The 18,380-nt window shown below is 70.3% G+C and carries 17 protein-coding genes; 8 read left to right on the plus strand and 9 right to left on the minus strand.

Going from position 1 to position 18,380, the window contains the following annotated elements:
- The first annotated feature begins 17 nt into the window (after positions 1 to 17).
- From purE to ACWC1K_RS35355, 3 genes are all read left to right on the plus strand, one after another.
- A complete protein-coding gene (purE, locus tag ACWC1K_RS35345; RefSeq protein WP_450837035.1) occupies positions 18 to 515 on the plus strand; it encodes a 5-(carboxyamino)imidazole ribonucleotide mutase in 498 nt (165 codons plus the stop codon).
- A gap of 5 nt (positions 516 to 520) precedes the next feature.
- The gene (locus ACWC1K_RS35350) at positions 521 to 1,699 is read left to right on the plus strand and encodes a dipeptidase (RefSeq protein WP_450837036.1); all 1,179 of its coding nucleotides are present in this window, start codon (positions 521 to 523) and stop codon (positions 1,697 to 1,699) included.
- A 124-nt stretch (positions 1,700 to 1,823) separates the two neighbouring features.
- Positions 1,824 to 2,954 (plus strand): dipeptidase, encoded by a 1,131-nt coding sequence (locus ACWC1K_RS35355; protein WP_450837012.1) that lies wholly within the window; start codon positions 1,824 to 1,826, stop codon positions 2,952 to 2,954.
- Here the strand turns inward: ACWC1K_RS35355 and ACWC1K_RS35360 are convergent.
- Together ACWC1K_RS35360 and ACWC1K_RS35365 are read right to left on the minus strand one after the other, a co-directional pair.
- Positions 2,941 to 3,330 (minus strand): VOC family protein, encoded by a 390-nt coding sequence (locus ACWC1K_RS35360; RefSeq protein WP_450837013.1) that lies wholly within the window; start codon positions 3,328 to 3,330, stop codon positions 2,941 to 2,943. The two genes, ACWC1K_RS35355 and ACWC1K_RS35360, sit on opposite strands and share 14 nt — an antisense overlap.
- 14 nt (positions 3,331 to 3,344) lie before the next feature.
- Entirely contained in the window at positions 3,345 to 3,704 is a 360-nt protein-coding gene (locus ACWC1K_RS35365; RefSeq protein WP_450837014.1) for a VOC family protein, read from the minus strand.
- A gap of 82 nt (positions 3,705 to 3,786) precedes the next feature.
- Between ACWC1K_RS35365 and ACWC1K_RS35370 the strand changes: the two genes are divergently transcribed.
- A complete protein-coding gene (locus ACWC1K_RS35370; protein ID WP_450837015.1) occupies positions 3,787 to 4,287 on the plus strand; it encodes a CGNR zinc finger domain-containing protein in 501 nt (166 codons plus the stop codon).
- 112 nt (positions 4,288 to 4,399) lie between these two features.
- On the opposite strand, the gene ACWC1K_RS35375 is transcribed toward ACWC1K_RS35370, so the two are convergent.
- On the minus strand, positions 4,400 to 5,743 hold the full coding sequence (locus ACWC1K_RS35375; protein ID WP_450837037.1) for a UDP-glucose dehydrogenase family protein: 1,344 nt from the start codon (positions 5,741 to 5,743) through the stop codon (positions 4,400 to 4,402).
- A gap of 190 nt (positions 5,744 to 5,933) precedes the next feature.
- On the opposite strand from ACWC1K_RS35375, the gene ACWC1K_RS35380 reads away from it, so the two are divergent.
- Complete coding sequence (locus ACWC1K_RS35380) at positions 5,934 to 7,091, plus strand: acyl-CoA dehydrogenase (RefSeq protein ID WP_351482746.1); 1,158 nt, start codon at positions 5,934 to 5,936, stop codon at positions 7,089 to 7,091.
- A 78-nt stretch (positions 7,092 to 7,169) separates the two neighbouring features.
- Here the strand turns inward: ACWC1K_RS35380 and ACWC1K_RS35385 are convergent, their stop codons facing one another.
- Positions 7,170 to 7,736 carry an acyl-CoA thioesterase gene (locus tag ACWC1K_RS35385; RefSeq protein WP_450837016.1) on the minus strand — a complete coding sequence of 189 codons (567 nt, stop codon included), beginning with the start codon at positions 7,734 to 7,736 and terminating at the stop codon, positions 7,170 to 7,172.
- Between the two features lie 119 nt (positions 7,737 to 7,855).
- On the opposite strand from ACWC1K_RS35385, the gene ACWC1K_RS35390 reads away from it, so the two are divergent.
- A complete protein-coding gene (locus ACWC1K_RS35390) occupies positions 7,856 to 9,154 on the plus strand; it encodes an LCP family protein (protein ID WP_450837017.1) in 1,299 nt (432 codons plus the stop codon).
- Complete coding sequence (locus ACWC1K_RS35395) at positions 9,147 to 9,773, plus strand: HAD family hydrolase (protein ID WP_450837018.1); 627 nt, start codon at positions 9,147 to 9,149, stop codon at positions 9,771 to 9,773. Before ACWC1K_RS35390 ends, ACWC1K_RS35395 begins: the two co-directional genes overlap by 8 nt.
- A 157-nt stretch (positions 9,774 to 9,930) precedes the next feature.
- Here the strand turns inward: ACWC1K_RS35395 and ACWC1K_RS35400 are convergent, their stop codons facing one another.
- Both ACWC1K_RS35400 and ACWC1K_RS35405 read right to left on the minus strand, forming a co-directional pair.
- On the minus strand, positions 9,931 to 10,293 hold the full coding sequence (locus ACWC1K_RS35400; protein WP_450837019.1) for a four-helix bundle copper-binding protein: 363 nt from the start codon (positions 10,291 to 10,293) through the stop codon (positions 9,931 to 9,933).
- A 169-nt stretch (positions 10,294 to 10,462) separates the two neighbouring features.
- The gene (locus tag ACWC1K_RS35405; protein WP_450837020.1) at positions 10,463 to 11,944 is read right to left on the minus strand and encodes an LCP family protein; all 1,482 of its coding nucleotides are present in this window, start codon (positions 11,942 to 11,944) and stop codon (positions 10,463 to 10,465) included.
- Positions 11,945 to 12,069: 125 nt separating this feature from the next.
- Here ACWC1K_RS35405 and ACWC1K_RS35410 point away from each other — a divergent pair, with 125 nt between their 5' ends.
- Positions 12,070 to 13,098 (plus strand): glycosyltransferase family 2 protein, encoded by a 1,029-nt coding sequence (locus tag ACWC1K_RS35410; RefSeq protein WP_450837021.1) that lies wholly within the window; start codon positions 12,070 to 12,072, stop codon positions 13,096 to 13,098.
- 30 nt (positions 13,099 to 13,128) lie between these two features.
- Here the strand turns inward: ACWC1K_RS35410 and ACWC1K_RS35415 are convergent, their stop codons facing one another.
- From ACWC1K_RS35415 to ACWC1K_RS35425, 3 genes are all read right to left on the minus strand, one after another.
- The gene (locus ACWC1K_RS35415) at positions 13,129 to 14,712 is read right to left on the minus strand and encodes an LCP family protein (protein WP_450837022.1); all 1,584 of its coding nucleotides are present in this window, start codon (positions 14,710 to 14,712) and stop codon (positions 13,129 to 13,131) included.
- 209 nt (positions 14,713 to 14,921) lie between these two features.
- Positions 14,922 to 16,550, minus strand: coding sequence for an LCP family protein (locus ACWC1K_RS35420; protein ID WP_450837023.1), 1,629 nt, complete (start codon positions 16,548 to 16,550; stop codon positions 14,922 to 14,924).
- Positions 16,551 to 16,630: 80 nt separating this feature from the next.
- Positions 16,631 to 18,355: an LCP family protein gene (locus ACWC1K_RS35425; protein WP_450837024.1), complete on the minus strand. Its 1,725-nt coding sequence runs from the start codon at positions 18,353 to 18,355 to the stop codon at positions 16,631 to 16,633.
- Positions 18,356 to 18,380: the final 25 nt, after the last annotated feature.

An 18,380-nucleotide genomic window follows, 5' to 3' on the forward strand; every position in this document is an offset into this window, starting at 1 on the left:
CCCTCGTGGGCATCGTCATGGGCTCCGACTCCGACTGGCCCGTCATGGAGGCCGCCGCCCAGGCCCTCGACGAGTTCGAGATCGACTACGAGGTCGACGTCGTCTCCGCGCACCGCATGCCGCGCGAGATGATCACGTACGGCGAGCAGGCCGCCGAGCGGGGGCTCAAGGTGATCATCGCGGGCGCCGGGGGTGCCGCCCACCTCCCCGGGATGCTCGCCTCCGTCACCCCGCTGCCGGTCATCGGCGTCCCGGTGCCGCTGAAGTACCTGGACGGCATGGACTCCCTGCTGTCGATCGTGCAGATGCCGGCCGGCGTGCCCGTCGCGACCGTGTCCGTCGCCGGCGCCCGCAACGCGGGTCTGCTCGCGGCCCGCATCCTGGCCACGCAGGACGACGAACTGCTCGGCCGTATGCGGGAGTTCCAGCAGGAGCTGAACGACCAGGCCACCGAGAAGGGCAAGCGCCTCAGGTCCAAGGTCGAGGGCTCCAACGGCTTCGGCTTCGGCAAGTGACGGCCGTGGGACCGCTGGAGGCGGCCCGGGAGCTCCTCGCCGAGTTCCCGGTCGTCGACGGCCACAACGACCTGCCCTGGGCGCTGCGGGGGCAGGTCCGCTACGACCTCGACGCCCGCGACATCGCCGTACCCCAGAACGCCCATCTGCACACCGACATCCCGCGCCTGCGCGAGGGCGGCGTCGGCGCGCAGTACTGGTCGGTGTACGTCCGCTCGGACCTGCCGGACGCGGTGCCCGCGACGCTCGAACAGATCGACTGCGTACGGCAGTTGCTGGCGCGCTACCCGGCGGACCTGGCGCCCGCGCTGACGGCCGCCGACATGGAGGCGGCGCGCGGGGACGGCCGTATCGCCTCCCTCATGGGCGCGGAGGGCGGGCACTCCATCGCCTGCTCGCTGGGCACGCTGCGCGGTCTGTACGGGCTGGGCGTGCGCTACATGACGCTCACCCACAACGACAACATCCCGTGGGCGGACTCGGCGACCGACGAGCCGAGCGCCGGCGGCCTCACGGCCTTCGGCCGCGAGGTGGTCCGGGAGATGAACCGCCTCGGCATGCTGGTCGACCTCTCGCACGTGGCGGCGACGACCATGCGCGACGCGCTGGACGCCACGTCCGCGCCGGTGATCTTCTCCCACTCCTCCTCCCGGGCCGTCTGCGACCACCCGCGCAACATCCCGGACGACGTGCTGGAGCGGCTGCCCGGCAACGGCGGCGTGGCGATGGTGACGTTCGTGCCGAAGTTCGTGCTCCAGGCGGCCGTGGACTGGACGGCCGCCGCTGACGAGAACCTGCGCTCGCACGGCTTCCACCACCTGGAGACGACCCCCGAGGCGATGAAGGTGCACCGCGCCTTCGAGGAGCGCAACCCGCGCCCGGTCGCCACCGTCTCGACGGTCGCCGACCACCTGGACCACATGCGCGAGGTCGCCGGCATCGACCACCTCGGCATCGGCGGCGACTACGACGGCACGGCCTTCACCCCGGACGGCCTCAGCGATGTCTCGGGCTATCCGAACCTGATCGCCGAACTCCTGGACCGAGGCTGGTCGAAGCCCGACCTGGCCAAGCTGACCTGGCAGAACTCGCTACGGGTACTGGGCGCGGCGGAGGACGTGGCCCGCGAGCTCCAGGCGACCCGCCCGGCCTCCCACGCGACGATCGAGTCCCTGGACGGCTGACCGCCGGGGGTGCCGATCCGGGCCCGGTACCCCCGAACGCCCCACTCATCAGGAAGCGCCCCGCACCCCCGTGCGACGGTGACCGTACCCCCTTGGGGACGATTCACGACGTACGGAGCCCGCCATGGCAGACCTCCAGGACGACGAACTGCACACCATCGGGGAGCTTGACGGCATCGGCCTGTCGGACCCCTTCCAGGCCGCGCCCTACCAGCCCGTCTCCGATCCGGGCGCCGCCCCCATGGAGCGCGCCCACGCCATCCTCGCCGTCCATCCCGTCGCCGACGGCTACAACGGGCTGCCCTGGGCCCTGAGGCACCTGTCCTGGTACGACCTGGAGCTCGGGGAGAGCGACGTCGAGACGGATGTGCCGCGGCTGCAGGAGGGGCACGTCGGCATGCTGTTCGGGTCGCTGCACCTGCCGGAGGGCATCGACGGCGACCGGATCGTCGCGGCGACCCTGGAGCAGCTGGACCTGGTGAACATCGTGGCCCGCGCCCACCCCGAGGGGCTGCGCCTCGTGTGCACCGCCGGTCAGGCCACCGACGCCCACAACTGCGGCCGTATCGCCGTGCTGCTCGGCCCCGCCGAAGCCGCCTCGCTCGGCGACTCCCTCGGCATCCTGCGCGCCCTGCACAACCTCGGCCTGCGCGTGCTCACCCTGTCCGGGGTGTCCTGGGCGAGCGAGGACGGGCTCACCCGGTTCGGCGAGGAGGTCGTGCGGGAGATGAACCGGCTCGGTGTGCTCGCCGACCTCTCCGGTGCCTCCTCCGACACCGTCCGCCGCACCCTGGCGGTCTCCAGGGCACCGGTCCTGTTCACCCGCTCCGCCGCCGCCACCCTGCGCCCCCACCCGGCCAATCTCTCCGACGACGTGCTGACCCGGCTGGGCGCCGCCAAGGGCCTGTGCATGGTGCCGCTGACGCCGGACCAGACGGGCCCCTCCGTCCACGATGTCGCCGACCACCTCGACCATGTGCGCGAGGTGGCGGGCCCGGACTGCGTCGGCCTGTCCGGCACCTACGACGCGGGCACCGCCCACCCCCAGGACCTGGACGACGCCTCCTGCTACCCGCAGCTGATCGCCGAACTCCTCAACCGCGGCTGGTCCGAGCCCGACGTCGCCCTGCTGACCTGGGGAAACGTGCAGCGTGTCCTGCGCACCGCGGACTTCACGGCCCGCGCGCTCCAGCAGCGCCGGGAGCCCTCGACGGCGACGATCGCGGAGGTCGACGGCCGGTCTAGGGTTCGCTGATCCGGCACAGGCAGAACGGATGCCCGGCCGGATCGGCGTACACCTGGAAGTCCTTCTTCTCCCGGTCCTCCAGGTCCAGCGGCCGCGCCCCCAGCGCCAGCACCTTCTCGTGCGCCGCGTCGATCTCCTCCCAGGTCGACCCCGCGTCGAAGTCGAGGTGGAACTGCTGCGCGTTGCGGTCCGCGCGCGGCCACTCGGGCGGGGTGAGGCCCTCAGCCCGCTGGAAGGCGAGCCGTGGCCCGCCGGGGACGTGCAGGACGACCCAGTCGGGGTCCTCCTCCTCGGGCGTACCGCCCGCGACGCCCGCGTAGAAGCGGGCGAGAGCGCGCGGGTCGGGGCAGTCGAGGACGACGGAGCGGAAGCGGGCCACTGGCATGGTGTCCTCCCGGTTCAGCAGGCGCAGAGGCAGAACGGGTGCCCGGCCGGGTCCGCGTAAACCCGCCAGGTGCGCGAGCGGTCGTCGGCGTCCAGGGGCTTGGCGCCGAGTGCCAGCACACCCGCCTCGGCCGCGTCCAGGTCCTCGACGGTCAGGTCCAGGTGGAACTGCTGCGAGTGGTCGGGCGCGGGCCACTCGGGGGCGACGAAGCCGGGGGAGGCCTGGAAGGCCAGCGCCCGGCCGTCGGGGGTGGTGAGGTCCGCCCAGCCGTCCTCCGTCTTGACGGTGCCGCCCAGCACCTCGGCGTAGAACCCGGCCAGCGCGCTCGGGTCGGGACAGTCCAGGACGACGGCGCCCAGTGTGGCGAGAGCCATGACTTCCTCCTGCGTTACCTGTAGATGCGGTCATGTAGTAACTGTTACTGCATGCTGCCTCATGGGAGGTAACGTCGCAAGCATGAGTGAGAGATCGGCCGCGCCGGGGAGCCTGGCCCTGGTCGAGTCCCTGGTGAACACGCTGGACATCGAGTCCGGAGCGGACGCGCTGGACACGGCGGACGGCCGGGCGCGGTTCGGTCTCCCCGAGGGCGAGGTGGCGGACGCGCGTGAGCTGCGCGAGTCGCTGCGCGCGGTGCTGCTCGCCCACGCCGGTCATCCGCCGCACGCCACGGTGACGCCCCTGGGCGAACTGCTGGCCTCGGCGCCCCTGCGTCTGACCGTCGACGCCGCGGACGGCTCGGCGGCCCTCGCCCCGGCCGACGCGGACCCCCTGCTCTCCCGTGTCGCCGCCGCCGTCGCCGAATCGCTCGTCGCCGGTACCTGGCTGCGCCTGAAGGCCTGCGAGTCGGTCACCTGCCACTGGGCGTACTACGACCGCAGCCCGGCCGGCCGCGGCCGCTGGTGCTCCATGCAGGTGTGCGGGGCGCGCGCGAAAATGCGCCGGTACCGGGCGAAGTAGTTCCCCGGCCGTGCGGGCGGCCGGTGGTGCAGAATGCAACAAGACGCCGGTTCGGCCGACTGAGCCTCGGCCGAACCGGCGTCGTTCGCGTCGGTGATCCCTTGTGCGGCGGCTACGCGGTGGGGCGGCCCATCGCCCGGTACGTCCACCCGGCCTTCCGCCACAGCTCCGGGTCGAGGGCGTTGCGGCCGTCCAGGATCACCCGGTCCGCCGTGACCTCGCCCAGCGCCGCCGGGTCCAGCTCGCGGAACTCCCGCCACTCGGTCAGGTGCAGGACGACGTGGGCGCCCCGTACGGCCTCGATCGCGGTGTCGGCGTAGCCGAGCGTCGGGAAGACCTTGCGGGCGTTGTCCATGCCCTTGGGGTCGTAGACGGTGACCTGGCCGCCCTGGAGGTGGATCTGCCCGGCGACGTTCAGCGCGGGGGAGTCGCGGACGTCGTCCGAGTCGGGCTTGAAGGTGGCGCCGAGCACCGCGACCCGCTTGCCCAGGAAGGGTCCGCCGCCGAGCACCTGCCGCGCCAGCTCCACCATCTGCCCGCGCTGCCGCATGTTGATCGAGTCGATCTCGCGCAGGAAGGTCAGCGCCTGGTCGGCGCCGAGCTCACCGGCGCGCGCCATGAAGGCCCGGATGTCCTTGGGCAGACAGCCGCCGCCGAACCCGATGCCCGCCCGCAGGAACTTCTTGCCGATCCGGTCGTCGTACCCGATCGCCTCCGCCAGCTTGGTGACGTCACCGCCCGAGGCCTCGCACATCTCCGCCATCGCGTTGATGAAGGAGATCTTGGTGGCGAGGAAGGAGTTCGCGGACGTCTTGACCAGCTCGGCCGTCGGGAAGTCGGTGACGACGAACGGCGTCCCCTCGGCGAGCGGCGTCGCGTACACCTCGCGCAGCAGCTTCTCCGCCCGCTCGCTGCGGACGCCGACCACGATCCGGTCGGGGTGCAGGGTGTCGTCGACGGCGAACCCCTCGCGCAGGAACTCGGGGTTCCAGGCCAGCTCGGCGTCCTCGCCGGCCGGGGAGTTCTCGGCGAGGAAGCGGGCCAGCCGGTCGGCGGACCCGACCGGCACCGTCGACTTGCCGACGACCAGGGCGGGCCCCGTCAGATGCGGGGCGAGCGAGGCGAAGGCGGAGTCGACGTACGACATGTCGCAGGCGTACTCGCCGTGCTTCTGCGGGGTGTTGATGCACAGGAAGTGGACGTCGCCGAAGGCCCCCACCTCGGCCCAGTCCATGGTGACGCGGAGCCGCCCGGTGGATCCCTCGATCCCGGCGACGTGCTTGCGCAGGAGCTCGTCGAGGCCCGGCTCGAACATCGGGGCCTCGCCCCGCGCCAGCTTCTCGATCTTCTCCGGTACGACGTCCAGGGCGAGCACCTCGAAGCCCAGCTCGGCCATCGCGGCGGCGTGTGTCGCGCCGAGATAGCCGGTGCCGATCACGGTGATCCTGAGGGCCATGGGGTGCTCCAGAAGGGGGACGTGGTTGGTGCCGAGCCGAGCATAGTCGGGCCGCTTGCCGGGCACTTTTCCCGCTGTCGCCAAGCTCACGTATCACTCCCGTGGGCGGCCCCCTAAAATTTGAGTTACTTAACAGTAATTAGCGCCATCACCACAGTGCGTCAGAAGCGTCCTTGGAGCGTGAGAAACCTTGGCCGGATCGGCTGACTTCGACCTGTACCGCCCGTCCGAGGAGCACGACATGCTCCGGGACGCGATCCGTTCACTGGCCGAGGCGAAGATCGCGCCCTACGCCGCCATCGTGGACGAGGAGGCCCGCTTCCCGCAGGAAGCCCTGGAGGCCCTGGTCGCGAACGACCTGCACGCGGTGCACGTCCCCGAGGAGTACGGCGGCGCGGGCGCCGACGCGCTGGCGACGGTCATCGTGATCGAGGAGGTGGCGCGTGTCTGCGTCTCCTCCTCCCTGATCCCCGCCGTGAACAAGCTGGGCTCCCTGCCGGTGATCCTCTCCGGCTCCGAGGAGCTGAAGAAGAAGTACATGGGCCCGCTCGCCAAGGGCGACGCGATGTTCTCGTACTGCCTCTCCGAGCCGGACGCGGGCTCCGACGCGGCCGGCATGAAGACCAAGGCGGTCCGCGACGGCGACCACTGGGTGCTCAACGGCGTGAAGCGCTGGATCACCAACGCCGGCGTCTCCGAGTACTACACGGTGATGGCCGTGACGGACCCCTCGAAGCGCTCGAAGGGCATATCGGCCTTCGTCGTCGAGAAGTCGGACGAGGGCGTCTCCTTCGGGGCCCCGGAGAAGAAGCTCGGCATCAAGGGCTCCCCGACCCGCGAGGTCTACCTCGACAACGTCCGCATCCCCGCCGACCGCATGATCGGCGAGGAGGGCACCGGCTTCGCCACGGCGATGAAGACCCTCGACCACACCCGCATCACCATCGCCGCCCAGGCGCTGGGTGTCGCGCAGGGCGCCCTCGACTACGCCAAGGGCTATGTCCAGGAGCGCAAGCAGTTCGGCAAGCCGATCGCCGACTTCCAGGGCATCCAGTTCATGCTGGCCGACATGGCCATGAAGGTCTCCGCCGCCCGCGCCCTCACCTACCAGGCCGCGGCCGCCTCCGAGCGTGGCGACAAGGACCTGACCTTCCAGGGCGCCGCCGCCAAGTGCTTCGCCTCGGACGTGGCCATGGAGGTCACCACGGACGCGGTGCAGCTGCTCGGCGGTTACGGCTACACCCGTGACTACCCGGTGGAGCGCATGATGCGCGACGCGAAGATCACCCAGATCTACGAGGGCACCAACCAGGTCCAGCGCATCGTGATGGCGCGGAACCTGCCGTAGCACCCGGCACGCACACGACAGCCCCCGGCGTCCCGCCGGGGGCTGTCCTGCGTTCCGGCCCAGTGGTGCGCCTCGGGCTCAGTCGTCGAGCCCCTCCGCCGCCCGCTTCTGCCGCAGCTCCATGATCGCCCGCCGCCGCGCCAGCCGATGGGTGCGGCGGATCTGTGCCTCCTGGTAGCGGCGCCGGTCCTTCTCCGTCTCCGGCAGCACCGGCGGGACCCGGCGGGGCTTTCCGTCGGCGTCCACCGCGGCGAAGACCAGATAGGCGGAGCCGACCTGGGTGGGCGGGGTCGACTCGTTCCAGCGCTCGGCCAGCACCCGGACCCCGACCTCCATCGACGTCCGGCCGGTCCAGTTGACCTGTGCCTTGACATGGACCAGGTCGCCGACGCGGACCGGCTCCAGGAACGCCATCTCGTCCATCGACGCCGTGACGGCGGGGCCGCCGCTGTGCCGGCCGGCCACCGCGCCCGCCGCGTCGTCCACCAGCTTCATGATCACGCCACCGTGCACCGTGCCCAGAAGGTTCGTGTCGTTGTGGGTCATGATGTGACTGAGTGTGGTCCGGGACGCCGAGGTGGGCTTGCCAGGGACCTCCGGTATGTCCGAGGTGTCCGATTCCGTGGCGGGGGCCTGGTCTGTCATGGCCTCCACCTTATGCCGAGGCGACATCTGCGGACTTTGTGTTGGCTTCGCAACAGCAGTGCCCTGATTTTCCTACGACCCTTGTGAAGGGCACGGCTGCTCCCTGCACACTGGGCCCCATGAACGATTGGCCCGAGGCATGGTCCGACGACAACCGCAACCGGTACGGACGCGGCAGCGCGAGCGCGCACCCCGAGGGTGCCCGCGCGATGCGGCAGGTCCGCCGGCCTGCCTCGGGCGCGTACGGGGGCTCAGGCCCGTCCGCCCCGCCGTACGGCGGCGGGGTGCCCCAGCAGCCCTCGTACGTCAACGGCCGGGGGTACGGCGGTGACGACGCCGGCGACGGCTACGACAGCGGCTACAACACCGGCCAGGTCTACGGCTCGCCCGGCGGCGGAGGGCCGGGCGGTCCCGGCGACCGGGGCGAGTACCGGCCGCGGCCGAACTGGCGGCGCCGTATCAAGTGGACCGCGATCACGCTGGTGACGGCGCTGGCCGTGACGTCGGTCGCCACGTACTTCTGGGCCGACGGCAAGCTGCACCGGGACGTCGACCTGTCCACGGTCATCGACCGGCCGGCCTCGGGCGACGGCACGAACTACCTGATCGTCGGCTCCGACAGCCGGGCCGGGCTGTCCTCCGAGCAGAAGAAGCAGCTGCACACCGGTTCCGCGGAGGGCAAGCGGACCGACTCGATGATGATCCTGCACGTCGGCGACAGCGGCGACACGCTCATATCGCTGCCCCGCGACTCGAACGTCACGATCCCCTCCTACAAGGGGTCGACCTCCGGCAAGACCTACCCGGCCACGGGCCGGCAGACCAAACTGAACGCCGCCTACGCGGAGGACGGGCCGACGCTGCTCGTCCGCACGGTCGAGGCCAACATGGGCCTGCACATCGACCACTACGTGGAGATCGGCTTCGCCGGCTTCGCGAACATCGTGGACGCGGTCGGCGGTGTCACGATCAACATCGACAAGGGCTTCAAGGACAAGTACTCGGGCGCCGACTTCAAGGCCGGCGAGCAGACGCTCAACGGCGAACAGGCCCTCGCCTTCGTCCGTACCCGGCACGCCTTCGCCACCTCCGACCTCCAGCGCACCAAGAACCAGCAGAAGTTCCTCTCCGCGCTGGCGCACCAGGTGGCCACCCCGTCGACGGTCCTGAACCCCTTCAAGCTGTATCCGACGCTGGGCGCGGGTCTGGACTCGCTCACCGTCGACAAGGACATGAGCCTGTGGGACCTGGCGTCCATGTTCTGGGCGATGAAGGGCGTCAGCGGCGGTGACGGCACCTCGATGAACATGCCGATCTCCGGCTCCGTCGGCGGCAACCTCGTCTGGGACAAGGCGAAGGTCAAGACGCTGGTGGACGAGCTGAACAACGACCAGAAGGTCACGGTCTCGGGTGGCTGAGCGGCCTGGCAGAGCACCGTTCGACGCGGTGCTCTGCGATGTGGACAACGTGATCCGGTTCTACGACCCCTCCGGGCTGCACGCCCTGGAGCGGGCCGCCGGGCTCGCCGAGGGCACCACGGCGAAGGTCGCCTTCGCGCCGGAGACCGTTCTGCCGGTGCTGCTGGGCCGGGTCGACCTCCAGGAGTGGGTGCAGGCGGTCGCCGAGGGCCTGTCCGGGCCGGTCCCGCAAGCCACGGCCTGGGACCTGGGCACGGCCCTGCTGGAGTCCCCCTTCTCGGCCGACGAGACGGTGGTCGCGCTGCTGCGCCGGGCGCGCACCCGGGTGCCGCTCGTCCTCGTCAGCAACGCCACCGTCCGCCTCGAGGACGACCTCACCGCGCTCGGCCTCGCCGACCTCGCGGACGACATCGTCAACAGCGCCCGCGTCGGCCTCGCCAAGCCCGACCCCCGCATCTACCGCCTGGCAGCAGACCTGGCAGGCGTACGCCCCGAACGCTGCCTCTTCATCGACGACACCGAGGAAAACACCGAGGCGGCAACCGCCCTGGGAATGCAGCCGGTCCACTTCCGCACGGCGGCGGACCTGGAACGGGCACTGGAGCCACTGTTCACCTAGCCTGCGGCCCTCGTACCCGCCGTAGCCTGCGGGCATACGTGCCGCCTAGGGCGGCACGGGTGGGCGCAGGCGGCACCCCGCACCGCCGGGCTCGCGCACCCGCCGTAACCAAGGGCACCCAGCGCTCAGGTGCCCTTGATCCACGCTCACGCAGGCGTCACATCGCGACGCCCGACATCGCACGACACATCTCGGCACACCGCCGACACGCCTCCGCGCACCGCATCATCTGCTTGTCGTCCGGCATGGACATACACGCCTCGGCGCACATGTCGCACGCCTTGGCACACATCGCGCACATCTCGGCCGCCATCGGCGAGCGGCGCATCATCATGTCCGCGCACATACGGGTCGTCTCGGAGCAGTCCATGAGCGCACGCATGATCTGCATCTGGGCCTGACCACCCATCTGCATGCAGGAGCTCATGGTCTCCTCGCAGACGGTGTGGCAGGACATGCACGCCTGGACGCAGTCCTGCATCTCCTTGCTCATGGCGGTCATGGTTCCGGGCTGGGTCATGGCTCCTCCTGAGAGGCAGAGGGGCCCGGGGGTGGGCCCCGTGCCCTTCTGTTCCTACGCCTGCCGGGCGCCCCGCGCCATCGGGCGGACGCCAACAATTCCCACCCAATGCCGCACAGTGCACGACGCGCGACATTCCGTCACGGGTCGTGGCACAGGGCCGTTCGGGTTACGAGCACACCTCCTGGCCCCCGGTCATCACCCCGGGCTCCCCCTGGTCCGCGGCCTCCGCCCGCACCCGCCGCACCTGCTTGAAGTCGGCCCCCGCGATCACCTTCAACGTCGGCCCCAGCCCCGGCACCTCCCGCAGTTCGCTGCCCGGCAGCGCGGTGGCCAGCGCTTTAGCGGAGCGGTCCCATCCGGGGTCGTAGACGATGACCGTCCGCTTCAGGCCGTGGTCGTCCGCGTCCGCCGGCATCCGGGTCGTGTGGAAGCCCGTTGCCGCCAGGGCGGCGTCCACGCGCTTGCCGAGTCCCTCCGTGGCCGTGCCGTTCTCGACCTGGACGTGGATCTGCTGCGGGTCCACCTCGACCGGCACCGGCTGGGGGCGGGAGGGGCGCACGGCCAGCGGCTTGTCGTCGCGCAGCGACTGGAAGAGGCGTTCGGCCTTGGCGGTGTCCCATTTCAGCGTCTCGCCGATGCCGGGCACGACGTACCCCATCCGCCCGATGGGCACGGTCGTGAACTCGGAGGACGAGGGGGAGAAGTTGCGCATCGCCCGCCCGAGGTCGAGCAGCTCGTCCGTGCCGAAACCCTTGTCCGCGCGCACCGACCCCAGCACGGCCCGCGTCACGTCCCGGAACTTCATCGGGTTCAGCAGGATCCCGGAGGACGTGGCGCGCTCGATGAGTGCCGCCAGGAACCGCTGCTGGCGCTTCATCCGGCCGAGGTCGGAGTCCGCGTCGACATGCCTGGCGCGCACGAACTGAAGGGCCTGCCCGCCGTTGAGGACGTGCGTCCCGGCGGGCAGGTCGAGTCCGGTGTAGGTGTCCCTCAGGGGGAAGGCGGTGCAGACGGACACTCCGCCGAGCACGTCCACCGTCTTCATGAAGCTGGTGAAGTCGACCTCCAGATAGTGGTCGATCTTCACATGGGTCATGTCCTCGACGGTCCGGACGGTGAGGTTCGGGCCGCCCTCCGCGTACGCCGCGTTGATCTTGATGGGGTGGCCGGGGATCCGTTCCCCGGTCTTCTGGTCGGTGCGCGCGGGCGTCATGGCGTACGAGTCGCGCGGCAGGCTCACCACGGTCGCCCGCTCCCGGTCCGCCGAGATGTGCACGATCATCATCGTGTCGGTGCAGTGGCAGGGCTCGCCGCCCAGGTGGTAGCGGTGCCGCTCCTCCTCGCTGATCCGGTCGCGGCCGTCGGTCCCGACCAGCAGGACGTTCATGCCGTGACCGGCCTTGGGGCGGTTCTTCATGTCCTTGAACGGGTCGACGCGGGCGATGCCCGCATCCAGGCTGGTGACCACGGCATGCCCGATCCCGGCGGAGGCGAGGACGACCACGGAGAGGGTCGTCGCCGCCCGCATCACCCAACGCGGCTTCCTCCGTGGCACGGGCGGCCGCGGCCCGCGCGGCGGTGGGGTGCGCGCGGGCTGGGGCCGGCGCTGCGGAGGGGCGGGCGCGGCGGACCGAGGCTGCGTGGGCATGGGGGACCTCCGGGCGACGGCCGTACGTGGGACCGTGAGCACCGTAGGCCGATACGATCTGTGGCCCGGTTCACCGCCCCGGCGGGGCGCAAAGGTGTCCCCCGTTCGCGGTAACGTAACGGGCGATGAACGCCAACCCCGACGCGCCGCTCCCCGCCGTTTCTGTGATCATGCCTGTCCTCGACGAGGAGCGGCATCTGCGCGGAGCCGTCCAAGCGATCCTCGCGCAGGAGTACGCCGGCGAGATGGAGGTCGTCCTCGCCCTCGGTCCCTCCAAGGACCGTACGGACGAGATCGCCGCCGAGCTCGTGGCTGCGGACCCGCGCGTGCACACCGTCCCCAACCCGGCAGGGCGTACGCCCGCCGCCCTCAATGCCGCGATCAAGGCCTCCCGGCACCCGATCGTCGTCCGCGTCGACGGGCACGGCATGCTCTCGCCGAACTACATCGCGACCGCCGTACGGCTCCTGGAGGAGACCGGCGCGCAGAACGTCGGCGGCATCATGCACGCCGAGGGCGAGAACGACTGGGAGCACGCGGTCGCCGCCGCCATGACCTCGAAGATCGGCGTCGGCAACGCCGCCTTCCACACCGGTGGTGAGGCCCAGGCGGCCGAGACCGTCTACCTCGGGGTGTTCCGTCGCGAGGCGCTGGAGCAGCAGGGCGGGTACAACGAGGAGTTCATCCGCGCCCAGGACTGGGAGCTGAACTTCCGCATCCGGGAGGCCGGCGGGCTGATCTGGTTCTCGCCGGAGCTGAAGGTGTCGTACCGGCCGCGGCCGTCGGTCAAGGCCCTCGCCAAGCAGTACAAGGACTACGGCCGCTGGCGGCACGTCGTCGCCCGCTACCACGAGGGCTCCATCAACCTGCGCTATCTCGCGCCGCCGACGGCGGTCCTGGCGATCGCGGCCGGCCTCGTGGTCGGTGCGGTGCTGACGCCCTGGGGCTTCGTGATCCCCGGCGGCTACCTCGCGGCGATAACCCTGGGATCCGTCCCGGCGGGCAAGGGGCTGCCGCTGAAGGCGCGGCTGCAGGTCCCGGTGGCCCTCGCCACCATGCACATGTCGTGGGGCTGGGGCTTCCTGACCAGCCCCAAGGCGCTGGCCAAGAAGGTCATCGCCTCCCGGCGCCCCGCGGTGCTCGCCTCCCACTGAGCACCGGGGGCCACCCCTCCCGAACCCGGACTACCAGGTGTAGTCCGGGTTCACGTGCATGCACTGCTTCTTGTCCGAGCCGTTGATGACCTGTGCGGACGCCGGCGTCTTGTCGTCGTCCCCCGGGGCCGTGTACGTCGTGCCGGAGCGCCAGTCGGCGCCGACGACCAGCGTGACCCCGGAGACGGCGGTGGACTTCTTCACCGAACTCAGCGGAACTCCCAGCGACTTGGCGATGCGCTGGGCGTCGCCCTCCAGGTCCGTGCTCGGGTAGCGGATCACCGTCTTCTCCGCGCCGGGGACCGCCGCGCTGTCCGCCACCGCCTCGGTGAACCCCTTGCCGACGAGCAGCTGGGCGATCGTACGCGCCCGTCCGGTGACCGCGAGCTGCGTGCCGGAGCTGGTGCCGTTCTGCACCTGTACGGCGATCTTGTCGTCCGCCGCGGCCGGGTCCGAGGACGCCCTCGTGCCGGTGGACTTCTTCTTGCCCTTGCCGTCCAGCGCGATGTCCTCGCGGACGAGCCGGAACAGCTTCTCGGCGTCACCCGGCTTCGGCACGACCCGGCCCTTGTTCGTCGTCGAGTACTGCCAGGGCATCGTCGTCATGGTGATGCGCTTGGTGGGAACCTTCTTGAGCTCCTTGCTCAGGTCGTACAGCTTCGCCACGGTGCCGAGGCCGTTGTCGACGGTCAGCGCCTTGGTGGCCGTCTCGGCCAGCTTGCGCAGCTCGTTCGGGTTGCCGAGGGTGGCGTTCTCGCGCAGCTGGCGGACCATGGCGTTCATGTACTGGTGCTGGGCCTTGGCCCGGGCGATGTCGGTGTTGTCCTCGAAGCCGTACCGCGTGCGCAGCCACTGCAGGGCCTGGATGCCCTTGACGTACGTGGTGCCCTCCTTCAGCTTCAGGCCCGAGCCGTGGCCGTCGGAGGACTTGGAGTAGACGTTGGCGTCCACACAGACCGGTACGCCGCCGATGGCGTCCGCCATGGACACCACACCCGCGAAGTCGATCATCATGAAGTGGTCGATGTGGATGTCGGTCAGCTTCTCCCAGGTCGCCACCGTGCAGCCGGGGCCCCCGCGGCCCAGGGAGTCGTTGGTGATCGCCGAGCTGAGTGCCCCGTAGATCTTGCCGTTGTCGGGGTCCGTGCACCTGGGGATGTCCACGAGCGTGTCGCGCGGCATGCTGACGACCGACATGTTGGTGCGGTCCGCCGAGACGTGCAGCAGCATCTGCACGTCGGCGCGCGGCGCGGTGTTGAAGGTGTCCTTGGCGCCGCCCAGCTTCTGGTTCTCCTTGGAGTCCCGGGCGTCGGAGCCGATCAGAAGGATGTTCAGCGGCGTCTGGCCGGCCGCGTTGGCCTTCGACTCGGCCGCCCTGTCCTTCGCGTCGCCGAGGTTGAGGTCATCCTTTTTGATGTTGGCGTTGAGGTGCTGGTAGTAGAGATAGCCGGCCCCCGCCGTGCCGAGTATCACCACCGCCAGGACGATCGCCGCCCAGCGCAGGACGCGCCGTCTGCGGCGCTTCCCGCCGTCGTCCGGGCCCTTCCTGCGTCTGCCTCCGCCGTGCCGGCCGTGCTCGGTCGTCGCGTTCTGGTCCCGCGGTGTCAGGGACATCGTGTCCTCGACCGCGGGAACGTTTCCGCGCACACTGCTCCGCGCCAACTCCCTGCCCTCCCACCCCTGGACATGCCGAACCTCTCCGCTGCCCGTCCCCCCGGATCAGGCGAATGAGAGGGCGCGCCACCTCCTGGAAGTCCCTCGGACGTGAGCGCGCCTCATCATTGTGCAGTGAGTTGGGAGTTCGCTGTGCGGATCGGTGAAGATCAGGCCCAGCGGTACCGCTCGTACACGTCCATGCACTGGCCCTTGTCCGAGCCGTTGATGGCGTCTGTGTTGCCGGGCAGGTCGCCGGCCTTGGGCTTCGACTGCTTCGGGTACGCCGTGCCGGTGCGCCAGTCGGCGCCGACGACGACGGTGACTCCGGAGACGTCCGTCGACCGCTGCACCGAACTCAGGGGAATCCCCAGCGACTTGGCGATGTGCTGGGCGTCGCCCTCCAGTTCCGCGCTCGGGTAGCGCACGACGGTCCGGTCCGCGGAGAGTCCCGCCGTCGCGTCCTTGGACGCCTTGGTGAACCCCTTCTGCACGAGTTCCTGGGCGACCGTGCCCGCGCGTCCCACGACCGGGCCGAGTGTGGAGGTCCCGGTGGCGTTCTGCACCTCGACGCCGATGTCGCCGTCCGGCGCCGAAGGGGCCTTCGTGGCCTCTTCCTTGGCAGGCGTCTGCTTGGCGCCCGAGGCCTTGCCCTTGTTGTCGAGGGGGATGTCGTCGCGGAGCATCTCCCAGAGCTTTGCGGCGCCCGTGCTGTCCGGCACGACGTGGTTGGAGTTCTGCTGGTCCGGCACGTTCGGCATCGTCACCGAGGTGATGCGGTCCGTCGGCACCGACTTGAGCTGCATGCCCAGGTCGTACAGCTTCTTGACCGTACCGATCTCCTCGGAGACCTTCAGGGACTTCGTGGCCGCCTCGGCCAGGTCGGTCAGCCGCCCGGTGTCGGTGAAGACGTTCTGGCTCTTCAGCGTGCGGATCATCGAGTTGAGGTACATGTGCTGGGCCCTGGCCCGCATCAGGTCGCTGCCCCAGGCGTGCCGGGTGCGCAGCCACTGCAGGGCCTGCTTGCCCTCGACCTTGTGGGTGCCGGCCGTCAGCTTCAGACCGGAACCGCCGGGCACGGCGGCCGTCGGGTGGTCCCACACGTTCTGCTTCACACAGACGTCGACGCCGCCGATGGCGTCCGCCATCCGCACCACACCCGAGAAGTCGATCGTCATCCAGTGGTCGATGTAGACCCCGGTGAGCTTCTCCCACGTGGCCAGCGTGCAGCCGGCGCCGCCCCGCGCCAGCGACTCGTTGATGATCCTGTTCGTCTCCGGGTACGTGCGGCCGGTCTTCGGGTCCCTGCACTGGGGGATGTCGACCCGGGTGTCACGCGGAATGCTCACCATGGCGGCGCTCTTGCGGTCCGCGGAGAGGTGGATCAGCATCTGCACATCACCCAGCGGCGGGCTGCCGCGGTCGTACTTGGCACCGCCGAGCTTCACGTTCTCGTCGGAGTTACGGCTGTCCGAGCCGATCAGCAGGATGTTCAGCGGCGTCTGCCCCGCCGCGTTCGGCGCGGTCCTCTGCGCCTTGGCGTCGCCGCTGCTGCGCTCGCCCTTCTGGATGTTGCCGTTGAGGTGCTGGTAGTACAGGTATCCGGCGCCGGCCGTCCCGAGTATCAGCACCGAGAGCGTGGTCGCGGACCATCTGAGCACCCGGCGCCCCCGCCGCGGCCCGCGACTGCCCGGCCTGCCGCGCCGCCCGCCGCCGTCACGCGGGCCGCCCCGCTCGGGTGCACGCGTGTGCGGAACGCCCCGGAACGTCCCTTCCCCCTGCACGCTGCTCTGCGTCATTTCCCCGTCCTCCCCACCCTGCGCCCATGCAACAGGCCTGCCGTACGCCCTGTTAGACGTACGACAGGCCTGTCAGGTCACTACTTGGCGCACTCAACCTTGTCGGCCGTGGTCTTGTCCACGTCCGGTGCCTTGTTCGCCGCGGTGAACGAGTCCCCGGCGCCCGGGAAGTCCTTGCCGAGGGTCAGCGTGATGGCGGGCAGGCCCTGGGAGTTGGTCACGCTCTTGCCGGGCTTCATCGCCGAGCCGGACAGGCCCAGGATGGCGGCCAGCCTGCGCGCCTGGTCGGCCTGGTCCGGGGCGTACTCCAGCGTCGTCTTGCTGAGCTGCGCGTCCGCGTTGCCGGCGTTCTCGGACTTCAGTACGCCCGCGTCGTTCTGCAGGTACTCGAGCTCGGCCTGCGCACTGCCCGGTTCGGCGCCACCGTTCAGGATCCGCACCCGCACCGCGGAGGCGGCCGACTTGGTGCCCTTGAGACGGGCGGCCACCGCGGCCGCCTCCTTCTTCTTTTTCGCCTTCACCGCGGTGAAGGAGACGTCGTTCTTGATGGCGTCGAAGACGGGCTGGGTCGCGCCCGGCTTGAGGACGACGGTCGCGTGCACCTTCTCGGCCGGGTTGTCGATCACCGGCACCGTGGTGAACGCCAGGTTCTTCGGGTTGAGCTTGCCCAGCTCCAGACCCAGGTCCTTCAGCTTGCCGATGCTGTCGAGGTTGGAGTCGACGGTCAGTGCCTTGGTGCCCGCCTCGGCGACCTTGATCATCTTCGTCGGGTCGGTGAGCGTGTCGTTCGACTTCAGCTTCCGCATCAGCGCGCTGAGGAACTGCTGCTGCAGCGTGATCCGGCTCAGGTCACCGCCGAAGCCCACCGCGTGGCGGGTGCGCACGAAGGCGAGCGCGGTCTCGCCCGCGATGTGCCGCATGCCCTTCTTCAGGTTCAGATGCGAGTCCGGGTCGTTGATGTCCTTGCCCAGACAGACGTCGACGCCGCCCACCGCGCTGGTCAGCGTCTTGACCGCGTTGAAGTCGGCCACCATGAAGTTGTCCGGCTTGATGCCGGTCAGCTCCGTGACGGTGCGCGCGACACAGCTGGGCGTACGGTCGTACTGGCCGAGGCTGGTGTTGAAGCGGACGTGGCTGGTGCCCGGGATGACCTTCTGGGAGCCGTCGGGCTGCGTGGTCGGGCAGTCCGGGATGTCGGTGATCAGGTCACGCGGGATGCTCAGCGCGGTCGCGTTCGAGCGGTCCTTGGAGACGTGCAGCAGGATCGTGGTGTCGGCGTGACCGACGCTGTTCTTGTCGCCGTACTTGTCGTTGCCCTTGCCGGTGCGCTTGTCGGTGCCGATCAGCAGGATGTTGATCGCCTTGCCCTTGCTGAAGCCACCGGTGCTCGCGCCGTCGTCGGAGACGGACGTGATGTTGTCGTTGAGGTGCTTGATGTAGAGGTACCCGGCGCCGGCCGCGGCGACCAGCACGAAGGCCATGGTTCCGCCGGTCCACAGCAGGACCTTCTTCGCCTTCGACTTCTTCTGCACCGGCCGGCGTCCGCGCCGCCCCGGCAGCGGCTCCTCGGGCGCACCGCGGCGGCGCCGTTGCGGCGGCACCCCGCGGCCCGGCGCCTGCGGGTTCGCCGTACGGCCGCGCGCCGCGCCGTCCGCGCCACGGGGGGCGGATCTGCGCGGCCGGGGAACCGCCGATTGCGGTGCGGAAGGAGTCAGTCGCAGTTCGTATTCGCCGGTGTCCGGATTGAGCACCCACTGGTCTGCGGGATCGATGTTCTCCGCCCGCCCACGGCTTTGCGCGTCCACGGTTTCCGAATCCTCCGTTTGGGCC

The sequence above is a fragment of the Streptomyces sp. NPDC001492 genome, assembly GCF_053597275.1.